Genomic DNA, 15,953 nt, shown 5'->3' on the forward strand with positions numbered 1-15,953 from the left:
GATGGACCAGATTTTTCGTCCCCAACCGGACGTGGTGCGCGGGGCTGACTTTGACGTACTGCGCGCCTTAGTTTTGGGGCTCGCCTTGGTCGAAGATCGAGCAGGCTTGGCGGCGCGCGGCTTCTTGAGTGTCTCTTTGCTTGTCATCTTAATCCCATAAAAAATAGCTAACGGTGGGTCATTAACCGTTACTTAATGTTTTTTTCTTGGTGAATTTGGTCGGCACCGTATTGGCCGGATCGTCAGGCCACAAGTGCTTCGGGTAACGCCCCTTCATCTCTTTTTTCACCTCGAGATAGGGGCCAGCCCAAAAATTGGCTAAATCGGCAGTCAGCGCCAACGGCCGCTGAGCAGGTGATAACAACGCCATGGTCACCACCAATTTACCTTGCGCCAAGGTCGGACTTTGCGCCATGCCTAGCGCCTCTTGTAAGCGTACGCTCAGTAGCGCGCGCCCCGACGGCTCATATTCTATATTGGCACGGGTGCCCGTCGCCATGGGCCAGTGTGTCGGTAAGTGCTGCGCCAAGGTTTGCTGCAGCTCCCAAGGCAGTAAGTTATGCAACAGGCTATAAAAGTCGAGCGCTTGCAGCTGCGTCAAGCGGCGTACATTATCCAGATAAGGCCCTAGCCAAGTGGGTAAGTCGGCTAACAATGCCTCATCATCCATCGCGGGCCAGTCGCCAGCAAGCTGATACTGGCGTGCCAAGGCCACCCGCTGACGCAACTGAGTGACTTTGGCATCCAAGTTAAGCACTGCTAGCCCTTTGGCGCGGATTAAACCATAAATGGCCTGTTTAATCTGCGCCGCGTCCAACTGCGCTATCGGCTGTTGATCTATCACTATCGCTCCAACTCGGCGCTGGCGTAGCGCGTAAAAGCGCGCTTGGTTATCATCCCAGCCACAATCAATATGCTCTGTGACGAGCGACTTTAGGCTGTCGTTAAAGCTGGCAGGATCGAGCCGGCTGGCCAGATATACCCGGCCACTACTTTGGCCTTGTGACTCTTGAAAATCGGCCACCACCAGCCAAGGCGCACCACTGAGGCTGTCATCAGTATTGAGCGTCACCCCAACGCCTGCGGCTAATTGATAGCCGCTAACGCCTCTGGCTTTGGCGATTCGGTCTGGAAACGCCAAGGCCAGCAACACGCTAATATCATCGGGATGAGCCAGGCTGATGGCCTGAGCAAGATCCACTTTCCCCCGCCCTTGCCCATCAATACGTGCCAAATAACTGCGGGCTAACTGCGCACTCTCGCCATGACGCGCATCGCTCAGATAGCCACTGATATCGGCGCCGCGACGAGCGCGGCTGCGTGACTCAATCACGCCCGCCAGCACTGCCGCTAAGGCCAGCAAAGGTGTACCGCTATTGGCCTGCTGCCACTGCTGCGCTGTTAACAACATATGCGCCAAACGCGGATGGCAACCTAACTGATACGCGGCGCGGCCATGAGCGGTGATTTTACGTTTTTCATCCACCAGCTGCAGTTGTGTTAATAGCGACCAAGCGACCGCTTCATTGGCAGACGATGGCGGGCTGAGTAATGGCAATTGCGTTAACGCACTCACTCCCCAATAAGCACCGTCGAGCACCATGGAGGTCAAATCGCCGAGTACGATTTCAGGTTCATCGGCTTGCAGCAAGCGCCCTTGCTCCTCTTGGCCCCATAGCCGAATACAATGACCGGGGCACAAGCGCCCAGCACGACCGGCGCGCTGGGCCGATGACGACTGGCTGATCCGCTTTAATGACAGCCGAGTCACGCCAGTCTTAGGATTAAAACTGGCTTGGCGTTTATAACCGCTATCCACCACCACGGTGATGCCCTCGATAGTTAAACTCGATTCGGCCACATTGGTCGACAGCACCACTTTACGCCGCCCATCCGTAGCCGGAGCGATGGCACTATCTTGCTGCGCTGCAGGCAAACTGCCGTAGAGCGGCGCGATATGATACGCCTTAGAGTCAAGGCGGGTCGCCAGCTGCTGGGCTAAGCGATTAATTTCACCTTGGCCGGGTAAGAATGCCAGCAGCGATCCTTGAGGGTGTTGCTGCAAGGCGGTCACTATCACTTGTGCCATATGCACCAGCCACTCTTGCTGAGCCCCCACCGCGCGGTATTCGATGCTCACAGGGTAGCTGCGCCCTTCACTTTCGAGGGTCACCGCATTGGGCATCAACCCATGCAATGGCAAGCCCGCTAAGGTGGCCGACATTGCCATGATCTTAAGATCGTCACGAAACGAGGATTGTAACTCTAACGCCAAGGCTAAGCCTAAATCTGTGGTGAGGTGCCGCTCATGGATCTCATCAAAAATAATCAGTTCATAGCCACTCAGCTCAGGATCCTGCTGGATCATGCGAGTGAGCACCCCTTCGGTCACCACCTCAAGCCGAGTATTGGCACTCACCTTAGATTCGCCGCGCACCCGAAAGCCGACGGTGTTGCCTATGGTTTCACCGCGCTGCTGGGCAATAAAATGGGCCACATTACGCGCCGCCATCCGTCTTGGCTCTAACATCAATATCTTACCGCTAATTTGCGGCCAATCGAGCAGTGCCAACGGCAAGGCGGTCGACTTACCCGCGCCCGTGGGCGCTTGTAAAATCAGCTGCGATGAGCTGGCCAATGCGCTTTGCAAGGCAGGGAAAAGATGTTGAATGGGTAGTGAGTTCACAAGGGGCTATCTGTCGGCAAAAACTGCGGCAAGTGTACCCGTTATGGGCAAAAAAACAAAATGTACTAGCCCAAGATCAGGCTAGGTCACCATAGTGCAACGCTCGGTGCCAGCCCAGAGCTTCACCTGAGGTCAGCTTCATTAAGGGCGTTGGCTTACCAATGGCATACCCTTGGCCATAATCGACCCCCAGCTTTGCTAAATGCTTGCCAATCTCGATGGACTCGACAAATTCGGCGATCACTTCAAACTGCATGTCGCGCCCCAACTGGCAGATAGCGGCCACAATGGCTTGGTCGGCTTTATCCTGACACAGATTACGGACAAACTGGCCGTCAATTTTAACGTAATCAACATTGAGTAATTTGAGGTAGGCAAAACTAGAGAAACCTGAGCCGAAATCATCCAGTGCCAATTTGCAGCCCATGGGTTTGAGTAGGTTAATTAATTCGGTAGCCAAATCGAGCTGCTTTACCGCGGCGGTTTCGGTAATTTCAAAACAGAGTTTACGGGCTAATTCAGGCTCGGCTAACAAGCGCATCTCTAGCCAATGCATAAACTCGCGATCGCCAATGGAGAGGGCCGACAGGTTAACCGATACCATAGATAATTCATGCCATAAGGCTAGATGGTTCGCCCCCCAACGCAGCACATTGTCGATCACCCAGCGGTCAACTTTGGCGGCGAGGCTAAATCGTTCGGCGGCGGGTAAAAAGATAGCCGGTGACATCAGCTCACCGTTTTCACAGCGCATGCGCAGCAATATTTCAAAATGTAAACCGCTATTGTTTGCCTGTAGCATCTCAATGGGTTGGTAATATAGCTCAAATCTGTCGTTGGCCAGTGCGCCAATAATATCGACCGAGGCGCTCATGTCGGTATTGAGACGTTCCACCATAGGATCATCGCTGGCATACACATACCACCCGTTACGGCCACTCTCTTTCACGACCCGGCACGCCGCATTGGCACTGCGAAGTAAGTCTGAAATGTTCGCTTGAGCATCTTGGCTTTGTGCCAAACCAATACTGACACTGATGCTGTGTTTGCGCCCTTCCCAGCTAAACTCATGTTGGTTTAACGCCTGACAGATCCGCTCGGCCACTTGCTCGGCAATGTTGCGATCGATATTAGGCATAAAGATGCCAAACTCATCTCCACTGAGCCGCGCAACCACATCGCCTTTGCGCACGAGGCGGGTCAGTCTGGACGACACCTCGCACAGCAGTCTGTCGCCAGCCTGGTAGCCACTGACATTATTGACCACTTGAAAACGGTCGAGATTGATGAATGCAACAAAAGTACTGCGCTTGGGCGCACATGGCTCAGACTCGATATAGAGGGTTTCAAAATAGGCGCGATTGGGTAACCCCGTCAGGCCATCAAAATTGAATACTGCCTCCTGTTGCGGGGCTAACGTCTGCGACACGTCAATGGGTTCGACCATCATCAACAAGGTGCCATCCTCTGCCGATAAGGAGAGAAAAGTCACTCGCGCCTTGTCCTGACTTAGATTGTTCTTCATCTGTAGCTCACAACTAGCCTGGGCTAATAAGCCATCGCGCACCAAGGCTAGGGTGGCATAACATTGGCTAACTTCTTGGGGCAATATTAGGCTGGTGATATCTTGCAGCATCTCAACCTTGAGCTCATTGGCGGCGCAACGATTAAAGCGGATCACCCGGTTATCAATACCAACATGCACGCAACAGATCGGCATACGGTACAAGTGCTCAAGGCATTGGAGCTCACTGCTCTTTACCGCTTGGTGTAAGCGGCACGCCTCTTTGGCATAACCCAGCATATTGCCCGCCATAGTGAGCGCATCGAGACTCGATTCACACCAGTGACCATCACTATGGTAGCGATAAGCCACAAAAATATAGTGATTACCCAGCACGGGGATCAGCAACACACTGCGAAGACGTGATGCCACAGACTGTAGGCTATCGCGCTGTTCAATTTCACTGGATACATCTTGGATAATGGTCGGCTGAGAAAGGGATGCACAGGAGTGCAAGCGGCGGCGATTCGCGACTCGGTTTAGCAGTTTTTGCGCATCACGTTGGCTAAATAAGGTGTCATCATCTTGATGCATCGCCTCAATCTGCACGCTCAAACGGGCCGGAGTGAGTCGCAGCAGCAATAAGCCGTTGCAGCCAGTGATATGGGCAAGCTCCAACAGCGCCGCATCTAATTCATCGAGTAGATCATAATCCGACAGGGCTGTAGCAACCAGCTGCAGCAGTCGGTCTGACGATGTGAGACTCAACTGAGATTGACTTTGTAACATAGTAAGGTCGCTTCCTTATGACCGTTTAGTAAGCACACATAGTTTGAACATCAATATACTCCGAGCCATAAACAATAGGCTTACCGTAGCACAAACCGATATGTTACAACTGACTCGACTTCATTGTTTTGCATATCTGCATCACAGAAAATGAAATTAACTATTACAATTTAAATTCATGAGCTTAAAAAAGAACAGCCGCATTTTAAAGAGAATTTAAGACAGCTGAACTTGGAGTATTTCATTGGCATTGACAGGTCGTCAATGGTTAAACCACAGCTCAAACCAGTGCCATGTATTGGCTAGCAGTATTGGGTAAGATGATGAATTAAGATTCTTTGATACATAAGGAGCTAAATCATGCTCAGCAGACTGTTTATCGGCGTAAGCCCGGCCCCTAAGGACATTCAGCGATTAACATCACTGCAGCAACAGCTGCTAACCGATGGGCAAGCTGTGCCTCGCGCCAACCTGCATATGACCTTGGCGTTTCTCGGCCAAGTATCTCCCACGGCCACCACGCAGTTAATCGATAAGCTCAACCAGTTAAGCGCGCAGCAAAAACTTCGCTCATTTAGTGTTTGCCTGAATCAACTCACCTTGTGGCCTAAGGCTAAAGCCCTGTGCTTAGTCGGGCCGCTTGATGATCCTCACCTAATGGCATTGCAACACGATTGCCAACAGGTCGCCGCAAGCCTTGGTCTGCATCACCAACAGCATCCCTTTACACCGCACATCACCTTGTTTCGCAAAGCCAAAAAATTTACCCCGCTGGCCGTCAAGCCCATCACACTTAATGCCAATGCCCTGCATCTGTACCAGTCGGTGAGCGATCACGCCAGCGTGCACTACCCTATAATGCACTCATGGCCGCTAGTGACTCCTAAGCCCCAACGATGACAAACGCGCACAAAAAAACGCGCCCATAGGGCGCGTTGTTATTTCATCAGCAAGGCAAGATTAATCTTCTAATAACGCTGCAATGGTGAGCATGCCGTGGGTCGTCGCGCCCGCCGCCCATAGCTCATTGGCGCTATCGGCAAAGGCCGCAGCCAAATCCACATGCAACCATTTGGCCTCTGGCGATACAAATCGCCACAAGAAACCCGCCGCATTGGATGCACCGCCAGCGCCCCCCCCTTTCATAGGACGGCTGTTAGCAGTATCGGCATAGGCAGATGGACACATCTCTTTATGCCAGGGATCTAACGGTAGCGGCCACACTCGCTCCGCCACTGTCGATGCCTTAGTTTGCGTCTGTGCCAACAGATCACTATTAGGGGAGAAAATCGCATTGTAGTTGCTGCCGACCGCCATGACCGCTGCGCCCGTGAGCGTGGCGGCATCGATAATTAGAGGCGCGCCGGTTTCACTGGCCGCTTGCAAGCCATCAGCCAGCACCAAACGGCCCTCGGCATCGGTATTGACCACTTCCACCGAGACCCCATTTTTATACGTCAAAATATCACCTAGCTTGTAGGCGTGCCCGCTGATCAAATTCTCGGCGCAGCAGAGAAACAATTTCACCCGCTTATTCAGCCCAGATTTAATCGCCAGCCCCAATGCTGCCGTAACCGTGGCCGCGCCGCCCATATCGCACTTCATCCCCAGCATCCCTTCTGAGGCTTTAATACTGTAGCCGCCCGAATCGAAGGTGATCCCTTTACCCACTAATGCTGCCGACACAGGCGCATCGGCATCCAAGGGATTAAAGTCCAGCTCTAGTAAGGCAGGCGGACGCTCACTGCCCCGGCCCACGGCATGAATACCAATCCACTTGTGTTGCAATAGCGCTTCGCCTTCGATGATGCGGTAACTCACCTTATCGCCACCTATCCGCGTTAACCATTTTGCCGCTTCGGTTGCTAACGTCACCGGCGCCAAGTTTTCGGGAGTGTCATTAATCAACTGACGAGCAAAGTTAGCACTATCACGGCGATCATTAAGCGCCGCTTGCATGGCTGCATCGCCACTCCAATGGATCTCTCCCGCCCCTTTGGCGGTGGCAAACCCTTGCGCGAACGCCCACTGACTATTGAGATCCCAGTCGTTACCGCACAACTGCACCGCCGCTAACCCTTGGCCACGTAATTTACGGGCCGCTTGCTGTACTTGGCGCAGCTGATCGCCCGCCTGCAGATGGATATGGGCTTGCCCTTGGGTAAAGGTGACATCGGCACTGCCCCAATGGGCTGCGGGGGCATCGTTAGTCAGGTAGATCTTCATCGTATCGCTCATTATTATTCCTTGTTACGACTGGGTTTATCGACAGCATGTTATGTTCACCGCCGTGATTTCGCCCAGTATAACCACAAATGGCATCGGGTTTCTAATACCGATATCTGCCTTTATTGATTATGCAAGATCTGACGTTTCTGACGTTAATGCCAAGCCACTATTAAAAGTCAAAGTCAAAGCCATAGTCGCCATCGACCTGCTTTGATAGACTTTGCGCCCCGATGCTTAATGGATAAGGTCAGATCATGCTTTTTAGCCCCCCGCTTCAACAGGGCACCTTAATCAAACGTTATAAACGCTTCTTGGCCGACATTGAGCTGTGCGATGGCTCACAGATCACCATCCATTGTCCTAACACGGGCTCGATGCGCAACTGTCTGTTTCCCGGTGAAAAGGTGTGGTTTTCCACCTCAGATAACCCTAAACGTAAATACCCTAATACTTGGGAATTGGCGCAAACCGATGCCGGCCACCTTATTGGCATTAACACCGGCCGTGCCAACGCACTGGCCGCCGAGGCGATAAATGACGGGGTTATCACTGAGCTGCAAGGCTATGGCGAGTTACGCCGTGAAGTCAAATATGGCAGTGAAAACAGCCGCATCGATCTGCTGCTTGAGGACGCCGACTTAGGCCGCTGCTATATAGAAGTCAAAAGTTGTACTTTACTAGAGCAGCAACAAGGTTATTTTCCTGATGCCGTCAGTACTCGTGGCCAAAAACACCTGCGCGAGTTAATCGAGATGGTCCGTTTAGGTCATCGTGCCGTACTGCTATTTGTGGTGCAACACAGCGGCATTGACAGGGTCTGCGCTGCCAAACATATCGACCCCGATTACGCCCAACTGCTGAGTCAGGCTCATCAGGCTGGGGTCGAAATATTGGCCTATTGCACCGAGATGTCCACCGAAGGACTGCACTTGGCTAAATCCTGCCCTGTTAGCGTATAAATCACCGTTAAAAGTTGAATAAAAAGCAAATAGAGGACATAGTCGAAAAATATCGAACTTTACGGCACAAAAAATTTGCGTGGCAAATAGGTTTCTGATATAGATATCGGCCTTTAAATGACAGCCGCCCTACAACGCAAATGATTAACAGGAGATGCGTTATGCCTGAAGGCACTAAAAAACTTGGCGTACTCGCTATCGCAGGAGTCGATCCTTACCAGGAGAAACCCGGTGAGGAGTACATGAATGACGCTCAACTGAATCACTTCAAAAAAATTCTCGATGCGTGGCGTGGCCAACTTCGTGAAGAAGTGGATCGCACCCTGACTCATATGCAAGACGAAGCCGCGAACTTCCCAGATCCTGTCGATCGTGCAGCTCAGGAAGAAGAGTTCAGCTTAGAGCTTCGTGCACGTGATAGAGAGCGCAAGCTGATTAAGAAGATTGAAAAGACGTTACAAAAAATCGAAGAAGATGATTTCGGTTTCTGTGACTCTTGCGGTATCGAAATTGGTATCCGCCGACTCGAAGCGCGTCCAACAGCCGATCAGTGCATCGACTGTAAGACGCTCGCCGAGATCAAAGAAAAGCAGATGGCAGGTTAATCTGACTTAAGATGAGCGGGGATTATCCCCGCTTTTTTGTCTCTTTCTTAAGTTAAATTGACTCAGTGCAAAGGCTGCATAGTGCATCTTAACACCTACACAGGCCGATTCGCGCCCTCCCCCTCTGGTTCACTTCATTTTGGCTCGCTGATTGCCGCACTTGGCAGTTATTTGCGCGCTCGTACTCAGCAGGGTCAATGGTTGGTGCGCATCGAAGATATCGATCCCCCACGAGAAGTGCCCGGCGCGAGCCAACAGATCTTACATACCCTTGAAGCTTACGGCTTACACTGGGATGGCAGCGTGCTGTATCAAAGTTCACGACTGGACGCCTACGAGGCGCAGTTACAGCAACTGCTAAGCCACAACAAGGCGTATTACTGTCAATGTACTCGCAAGCAAATTCAAGCCATGGGTGCAGCCTATGATGGCCGCTGCGCGCGGCGCACACCGCGTCATGACCAAGGCGCTATCCGCATTTGTAATACTCACCCCGTGACGCAGTTTTATGATCAGTTACTTGGCGATATCCATGTCGACGCTGACTTTGCTGGCGAAGACTTTATTATTAAACGTCGCGATGGCCTGATGGCCTATCAGTTAGCCGTAGTGATGGACGATGCCTTACAAGGCATTACCGAGGTGGTTCGCGGCAGCGATCTATTAACCTCTAGTGCGCGCCAAAGTACCCTATACAGCTTATTAGATCACCCCACACCCGACTGGCTGCATCTGCCACTGGCCTGCGCCGAACCGGGGCGAAAACTGTCAAAGCAAAATCATGCCCCCGCCATCGACACCCGCGCGCCTCAGGCCAGTATCAATGCGGCGCTGGTGTTTTTAGGCCAAGCGCAATGTGAAGTGGACGATGTGGATAAGATGCTCGCCCAAGCGGTGAGCCAATTCGATATGACACGGATCCCTAAACAAACTGAGATTTTACTGCCGGGCGCTCAAGGTGGGTAAACCTGACGCGCGACATCACACCGGCAATACGCCGCAAACGCCGCGGGTATACTCTTTAAGCCATAATTAAGTTATGATAGCGGCCTTATTTTAACCCTGATATCCAGATGCATGTTGAGGTGTCCTATTTTTCGCCGTATTAGTCAATTCTGTAAACAGCTTTTTGACGACAATCAAAACACCACAGAAACCACACAAGCGGGACTAAGCTTGGAGATCGTTGCGAGAAAGCACCACGCTATTTCACGCAAGCAGATTAGCGAAAACGCTATAAAGGTACTCTACCGATTGCACAAGGCAGGCTTTAAGGCCTACTTGGTGGGCGGCGGCGTGCGCGACATTTTATTAGGCTTAGAGCCGAAAGACTTTGATGTCGTCACCAATGCCACCCCTGAAGAGATTAAAAAGCTGTTTCGTAACTGCCGCTTAGTCGGCCGCAGATTCCGTCTAGCCCATATCGTGTTTGGCCGCGATGTCATTGAAGTCGCCACCTTACGTGGCCACCATGTCGACAGTACCGAACAGATCTCCAAAACCAATGCTGAAGGTCGTCTGCTGCGTGATAACGTCTATGGCAGCATAGATGAAGATGCCGAGCGCCGTGATTTTACCGTCAACGCCCTCTATTACGATATCAGTGACTTCTCTATTCACAGTTATGGCGGCGGCTTGCAAGACTTGCAATCGCGCACCCTACGCCTGATTGGCGACCCGCAAAAACGCTACCGTGAAGATCCGGTGCGCATGCTGCGTGCCGTGCGTTTTGCCACCAAACTGGGCATGACGATCGACAGCGCCGCTGCCGACCCTATTTATGAGTTGGCCCCGCTACTGAAAGATATTCCCGCGGCGCGCATGTATGAAGAAGTACTGAAACTCTTCTTCCACGGTCACGCCCAAGATAACTATCACATGATGCGCGAATTTGGCTTATTTAAGCCGTTATTCCCCTTAGTTGAACAGATTCTGGTGGAAGATCCACAAGGGCCTGCCACTAAGATGATAGAAGCCATCATGCGAAACACAGATGATAGGGTCAACGCCGACAAGTCGGTGACCCCAGCCTTCTTCTACGCGGCCATGCTCTGGTATCCGCTGAGTCAGCGCGCCGATGATATCGCTTTAGAAAGCGGTCTCACCACCTATGATGCCTTTTATGCCGCCATGGGCGATGTGATGGAGCAGCAATGCCGCACCATTAGTATTCCGCGCCGCTTTAGCACCCCAGCGAAAGACATTTGGCAGCTGCAACTGCGTTTCGATCGTAATCAAGGCACTCGCGCCTTTAAGTTTATCGAACATCCTAAGTTCCGCGCCGCTTATGACTTACTGCTGCTGCGTGCTGAAGCCGAAGGTGGCAGCATCGCTAAATCGGCAGCCTGGTGGAAAAGCTTTGTTGAAGGCAGCGAAGAACAACGTAGTGTGATTGCGCGCAGCACCCATAAAGGTGGCAAGCATCGCAACACTAATCGTCGTCGCCGTAGCCCAAAGAAACCGGTTAAACCAGCAGAATAATGACTCGCGTCTATATCGCCTTGGGGGCCAACTTAGCGTCCCCTAAAGCTCAACTTGACCAAGCTTGCATCGCCCTTAAAGCCCTAGCAAGTGACGGTCAAGTGGCGGTTTCGCCCTATTACGCTAGCGCCGCCATGGGGGATATCCCCCAGCCCGATTACCTTAACGCCGTAGCGTGCTTCAACACCGCTTTGAGCCCTATCGCGCTTCTTGATGCCTTACAGGCTATCGAACAACAGCAGGGGCGAGTCCGTCATATCCGCTGGGGCGCACGCACCTTAGACTTAGATCTGCTGCTCTATGGCGAGCAACAGATTGACCTACCACGACTGACGGTACCCCACTACGGCATGAAACAACGCAGCTTTGTGTTAGTCCCGTTACACGATCTTGCGCCTGAGTTGGTGCTGCCTTGCGGTACCGCCGTGGCCAGCTTAATTGATGACACCCTCTTAGCTGAAGTGCAACAACTCGGCCCAGATCATTGAACTTAAGCCACAGTTAGCATATAAAGCACACTACTGTGGATATTGAATCCTTTTATTCATTAGATTTAAGACCATCATTATGTCCAAGATAACGAGCGCTACCTTGCTGAAATTTAAGCAAGAAGGAAAAAAATTCACCGCATTAACCGCCTACGATGCCAGCTTTGCGGCGGCTTTCGACAGTGAAGGGATCGATGTATTACTGGTCGGCGACTCCATGGGAATGGTGTTGCAAGGTCATGATGATACCCTGCCCGTGAGTGTTGAAGATATTGCCTACCACACACGCTGTGTGCGCCGCGGTATTAAGCGCGCGTTATTGATCGCCGATATGCCTTTTATGAGCTATGCCACTCCAGAACAAGCCATGACTAACGCCACGACGCTGATGCAGGCAGGTGCCAACATGGTCAAGGTTGAGGGTGGCCATTGGCTGCTAGAAACCGTGACTAAGCTGACTGAGCGCGGTATTCCTGTTTGCGCTCACTTAGGCCTTACACCACAGTCGGTGCACGTCTTTGGCGGCTTTAAGGTACAAGGACGCGATGCCAGTAACGCCCAGCGCATCCTTGATGAAGCCAAAGCACTACAAGCTGCTGGTGCCCAGCTACTGGTATTAGAATGCATTCCTGTTGCATTGGCGAAAACGATTACCGAAGCACTGACCATTCCCGTTATTGGTATTGGCGCAGGTGCTGACACCGATGGACAAATATTGGTGATGCACGATGTACTGGGGATCTCCAGCGGCTATATTCCACGCTTTTCGAAGAACTATTTGGCACAAACGGGCGAAATTCGTAGCGCTATTCGCGCCTATATCGACGAAGTGGCTAACGGCACTTTCCCTAGCAGCGAACATACCTTTAGCTAACCCTAAAGGCATTAATACAGGTAGTCGTTAGATGTTTACCACCCAAGATATCGCTCAAGTCAGAGAGCAAGTTCGTCTTTGGAAACGCCAAGGCGAAACCGTGGCCTTTGTGCCTACCATGGGCAATTTGCACTTAGGTCATATGACCTTAGTAAAGGAAGCCGCTCTGCGCGCCGACCATGTCGTGGTCTCTATCTTCGTTAACCCGCTGCAATTTGGCCAAAATGAAGATCTCGATGCGTATCCTCGCACCTTGGCCGCCGATCAGGCTGCCTTAGTAGAGGCTGGCGCCGAACTGCTGTTTACCCCCACACCTGCCATCATCTATCCCAAGGGGATGGAGTTGCAGACCTTTGTCGAAGTCCCCAAGATCTCTGATGAACTGTGTGGTGCCAGTCGTCCCGGCCATTTTCGCGGCGTCGCCACCATAGTGTGCAAGCTGTTTAATATCGTTCAGCCCGATATCGCCGTCTTTGGCAATAAAGACTTTCAACAGTTGATGGTGATAAAAACCATGGTTGAAGATCTGTCACTGCCCATTGAGATCGTCGGTATCGACACCATACGCGAGCCATCGGGATTGGCCATGAGCTCACGCAATGGCTATTTAAGCGCTGAACAAAAACAGCAAGCCGCTGCATTAAAACGGACAATGGACGCCATGGCTGAGGCCATATCCCAAGGACAAGCTGTGGAACAGGCAGCGAATGAGGCGACTCTGCAACTGACTCAAGCTGGCTTTAAGGTCGATTACTTAAGCGTACGTAATGCAACCAATCTACATCCCATTGGCGCTGATGATAAGCAGTTGGTGATCTTAGCCGCGGCGTATATGGGCAGCACTCGCCTTATCGACAACCTCTGTTTCACGCGCAATTAATTCACAGCCTCCTGCGCCGGTAACAAAAGCTTAGGGTGCGGCGATAACGCCTCACCCTAACGTCACCCTGACGTCCAACCGTCTAATAAACCATCAAAACAGAGCGATAGAACATCGCTTTATTACCGATTGATATGATAAAAAATACCATCTCATCATAAATAACCGGATGACACTTGCAGGCTAAGCTGAGAAATTAAATCACCTGATTGCTCACTTTTCATCGCTAACGCCAGTCTTCAGTAGAGCCTGCTTTGATAATGTCATCATCACTAGTTACAGATGATTTATAGGCTAATGTGTTGAATTAAAATAAAATTAAATACAACAATCTAAAAACAATTGACAACAAAAAAACCACAGTATGACCCAGATCACCACACGCCGATGTTGCTTTATTCCTCGAATCATCCAAAAATGAAATTATTGGATCAGATATTTGCATTTATACGACACATTTCGCTTAAAAAACCAGCTCAAACACTATTTACCGCTAATAAAATGCCATTAACCGCTAATTTGTTATAAACAAGCCCCTACTAAATGTGATATTAATCACAGCCTAATTTAGGCGCGTCGGATGTATCTCACAGCCATCTAACCTAGACTAAAGTAATCGACACAATATGATCTAGATCATATTGGCTTTTATTGAATTAGCGTTTAGTACGCACCTAAGATTAATCGAGTGAGCTAAAATCACTGATGATCCACAAGGCAGCGCTGCACCTTTAGAAGTCAGCTCTAATATATCTAATATAAAAGTTAGCAATAACACAGTTACGACAGTAAGAGGCAATCATGACCCTACTTCAGCTACTCGCCAGTTTAACGCCTGTGATCAGCGTTATGCTATTTTTGGTACTTCTACGGATGCCAGCTTCACGCGCCATGCCCATCTCCATGGTCATGACAGGTTTAGCCGCCGTCTTTATTTGGCAAATGGATACCACCATTCTTGGTGCATCAGTCGTCGAAGGCTTGTTATCGGCGCTGACCCCACTGAGTATTATTTTCGGTGCGGTGTTCCTGCTTAACACCTTAAAATATTCCGGCGCGATGGATACCATTCGTGCCGGTTTTACTAATATCAGCGGCGATGCGCGAGTACAGGTGATCATCATCTGCTGGCTATTTGGCTCGTTTATTGAAGGTTCAGCGGGTTTCGGTACACCTGCGGCTATCGGTGCTCCCTTGCTAGTATTACTGGGCGTGCCACCGATTGCTTCGGCGGTAGTTGCGCTAATTGCCGACTCCACCAGTGTGTCGTTTGGTGCTATCGGCTTACCTGTACTGTTTGGTATGGAACAAGGCTTAATGTCAGGCGGCGTCAGTATGGCAGCTGAACAGATTGCCGAACATGGCGGTCACTTCGCAGACTATGCCCAGTTCATCGCCATGCACATGATCACTATCGATTTGATCACTGGTACCCTCATCCCATTAGTGTTGGTTTCGGTACTCACTGGCTTCTTTGGTCGTAACAAGTCATTTAAAGAAGGGCTGCAGATTTGGAAGTTTGCCCTATTTGCTGGCTTCGCGTTTACCATTCCAGCTTGGTTAATTAACTTCTTCGCTGGTCCTGAGTTCCCATCGGTTATCGGTGCGCTTGTCGGTATGGCACTGGTTATTCCGGTGGCGCGTAAAGGCTACTTACTGCCAAAAACGCCATGGAACGACTTTGCTGAAAATGACAGTCAAGACACCAACAAAGTTGAAACTAAGGTGCAGTTCTCACAAGTTGCAGCTTGGACGCCGTACATCATTATGGCGGCTCTGCTGGTTGTATCGCGTACTGTCGCACCAGTTAAAGCTTGGCTGGTCAGCTATAACATCAGCTGGACGGGTCTCATGGGCACCGAGCTTAAAGCTGGCTTCGCCACTTTATATGCCCCTGGCGCGTTTTTTATCTTGGTGTGCCTATTAGGCTTCGTGCTGTTTAAGATGAAGTCCTCTGCCATTAAGCAATCGATCACTGTGTCGTGCAGCTCTATGTTACCGACGATCATTTCACTCGGCGCCTCTGTGCCTATGGTGAAAATCTTCCTTAACTCTGGCGCCAACGACTCAGGTCTAGAATCTATGCCAGTAGCACTGGCCGATATGCTAGCAGGCTCAATGGGTGCGGTATGGGCTTGGATGTCACCTATCGTGGGTATTTTTGGTGCCTTCCTGTCTGGTTCTGCCACCTTCTCTAACATGATGTTCTCTGGCTTGCAGTACAGCGTCGCCGATAACATTGGCATGAACCATGCGATGGTACTGGCCCTACAAGGCATAGGGGCTAACGCAGGCAACATGATGTGTGTGATGAACGTAGTCGCGGCAGCAACCGTTGTTGGTATGGCTGGTAGAGAGTCGGAAATCATTCGTAAAACCATGCCTATCGCACTGGGTTATGCCTTAGTCGCTGGTACGATTGCGACCCTTTGGGGTGGTTTCTAAACATCAATTATCA

The 15,953-nt window shown here is 51.0% G+C and carries 13 protein-coding genes; 10 read left to right on the top strand and 3 right to left on the bottom strand.

Going from position 1 to position 15,953, the window contains the following annotated elements; genetic code table 11:
- Position 1: 1 nt before the first annotated feature.
- A complete protein-coding gene (locus AC0VXX_RS14810) occupies positions 2–160 on the top strand; it encodes a hypothetical protein (protein ID WP_475514877.1) in 159 nt (52 codons plus the stop codon).
- Between the two features lie 21 nt (positions 161–181).
- Here the strand turns inward: AC0VXX_RS14810 and hrpB are convergent, their stop codons facing one another.
- Both hrpB and AC0VXX_RS14820 read right to left on the bottom strand, forming a co-directional pair.
- Positions 182–2,686: an ATP-dependent helicase HrpB gene (gene hrpB, locus AC0VXX_RS14815; RefSeq protein ID WP_475514878.1), complete on the bottom strand. Its 2,505-nt coding sequence runs from the start codon at positions 2,684–2,686 to the stop codon at positions 182–184.
- 76 nt (positions 2,687–2,762) lie between these two features.
- The gene (locus tag AC0VXX_RS14820) at positions 2,763–4,979 is read right to left on the bottom strand and encodes a putative bifunctional diguanylate cyclase/phosphodiesterase (protein ID WP_475514879.1); all 2,217 of its coding nucleotides are present in this window, start codon (positions 4,977–4,979) and stop codon (positions 2,763–2,765) included.
- Positions 4,980–5,339: 360 nt separating this feature from the next.
- Between AC0VXX_RS14820 and thpR the strand changes: the two genes are divergently transcribed.
- Positions 5,340–5,879, top strand: coding sequence for an RNA 2',3'-cyclic phosphodiesterase (thpR, locus tag AC0VXX_RS14825; protein ID WP_475514880.1), 540 nt, complete (start codon positions 5,340–5,342; stop codon positions 5,877–5,879).
- A gap of 60 nt (positions 5,880–5,939) precedes the next feature.
- Here thpR and pepB read toward each other — a convergent pair whose 3' ends face one another.
- Positions 5,940–7,217: an aminopeptidase PepB gene (gene pepB, locus AC0VXX_RS14830; RefSeq protein ID WP_475514881.1), complete on the bottom strand. Its 1,278-nt coding sequence runs from the start codon at positions 7,215–7,217 to the stop codon at positions 5,940–5,942.
- A gap of 245 nt (positions 7,218–7,462) precedes the next feature.
- Between pepB and sfsA the strand changes: the two genes are divergently transcribed.
- The 8 genes from sfsA to AC0VXX_RS14870 all read left to right on the top strand — a co-directional run bounded on the left by sfsA (position 7,463) and on the right by AC0VXX_RS14870 (position 15,940).
- On the top strand, positions 7,463–8,167 hold the full coding sequence (gene sfsA / locus AC0VXX_RS14835) for a DNA/RNA nuclease SfsA (protein WP_475514882.1): 705 nt from the start codon (positions 7,463–7,465) through the stop codon (positions 8,165–8,167).
- A 161-nt stretch (positions 8,168–8,328) separates the two neighbouring features.
- The gene (dksA, locus tag AC0VXX_RS14840) at positions 8,329–8,772 is read left to right on the top strand and encodes an RNA polymerase-binding protein DksA (protein ID WP_110455887.1); all 444 of its coding nucleotides are present in this window, start codon (positions 8,329–8,331) and stop codon (positions 8,770–8,772) included.
- Between the two features lie 78 nt (positions 8,773–8,850).
- Entirely contained in the window at positions 8,851–9,738 is an 888-nt protein-coding gene (gene gluQRS, locus AC0VXX_RS14845; RefSeq protein ID WP_475517047.1) for a tRNA glutamyl-Q(34) synthetase GluQRS, read from the top strand.
- Positions 9,739–9,849: 111 nt separating this feature from the next.
- Positions 9,850–11,253: a polynucleotide adenylyltransferase PcnB gene (gene pcnB / locus AC0VXX_RS14850; protein WP_475514883.1), complete on the top strand. Its 1,404-nt coding sequence runs from the start codon at positions 9,850–9,852 to the stop codon at positions 11,251–11,253.
- Positions 11,253–11,741, top strand: coding sequence for a 2-amino-4-hydroxy-6-hydroxymethyldihydropteridine diphosphokinase (gene folK / locus AC0VXX_RS14855; protein WP_475514884.1), 489 nt, complete (start codon positions 11,253–11,255; stop codon positions 11,739–11,741). The genes pcnB and folK overlap by 1 nt, the downstream gene beginning before the upstream one ends.
- 79 nt (positions 11,742–11,820) lie before the next feature.
- On the top strand, positions 11,821–12,615 hold the full coding sequence (gene panB / locus AC0VXX_RS14860) for a 3-methyl-2-oxobutanoate hydroxymethyltransferase (RefSeq protein WP_475514885.1): 795 nt from the start codon (positions 11,821–11,823) through the stop codon (positions 12,613–12,615).
- A gap of 31 nt (positions 12,616–12,646) precedes the next feature.
- Positions 12,647–13,495: a pantoate--beta-alanine ligase gene (gene panC / locus AC0VXX_RS14865; protein WP_475514886.1), complete on the top strand. Its 849-nt coding sequence runs from the start codon at positions 12,647–12,649 to the stop codon at positions 13,493–13,495.
- An 801-nt stretch (positions 13,496–14,296) separates the two neighbouring features.
- Complete coding sequence (locus tag AC0VXX_RS14870) at positions 14,297–15,940, top strand: L-lactate permease (RefSeq protein ID WP_475514887.1); 1,644 nt, start codon at positions 14,297–14,299, stop codon at positions 15,938–15,940.
- Positions 15,941–15,953: the final 13 nt, after the last annotated feature.

It is taken from the genome of Shewanella sp. QJM3NY_23, from assembly GCF_056173105.1.

Excerpts from the sequence above, each read along its gene's own strand:
- sfsA (WP_475514882.1), top strand. The coding sequence starts at position 7,463 with ATGCTTTTTAGCCCCCCGCTTCAACAGGGCACCTTAATCAAACGTTAT.
- panC (WP_475514886.1), top strand. The coding sequence starts at position 12,647 with ATGTTTACCACCCAAGATATCGCTCAAGTCAGAGAGCAAGTTCGTCTT.
- AC0VXX_RS14820 (WP_475514879.1), bottom strand. The coding sequence starts at position 4,979 with ATGTTACAAAGTCAATCTCAGTTGAGTCTCACATCGTCAGACCGACTG.
- pcnB (WP_475514883.1), top strand. The coding sequence starts at position 9,850 with ATGTTGAGGTGTCCTATTTTTCGCCGTATTAGTCAATTCTGTAAACAG.
- panB (WP_475514885.1), top strand. The coding sequence starts at position 11,821 with ATGTCCAAGATAACGAGCGCTACCTTGCTGAAATTTAAGCAAGAAGGA.
- thpR (WP_475514880.1), top strand. The coding sequence starts at position 5,340 with ATGCTCAGCAGACTGTTTATCGGCGTAAGCCCGGCCCCTAAGGACATT.
- folK (WP_475514884.1), top strand. The coding sequence starts at position 11,253 with ATGACTCGCGTCTATATCGCCTTGGGGGCCAACTTAGCGTCCCCTAAA.
- AC0VXX_RS14810 (WP_475514877.1), top strand. The coding sequence starts at position 2 with ATGGACCAGATTTTTCGTCCCCAACCGGACGTGGTGCGCGGGGCTGAC.
- dksA (WP_110455887.1), top strand. The coding sequence starts at position 8,329 with ATGCCTGAAGGCACTAAAAAACTTGGCGTACTCGCTATCGCAGGAGTC.
- pepB (WP_475514881.1), bottom strand. The coding sequence starts at position 7,217 with ATGAGCGATACGATGAAGATCTACCTGACTAACGATGCCCCCGCAGCC.
- AC0VXX_RS14870 (WP_475514887.1), top strand. The coding sequence starts at position 14,297 with ATGACCCTACTTCAGCTACTCGCCAGTTTAACGCCTGTGATCAGCGTT.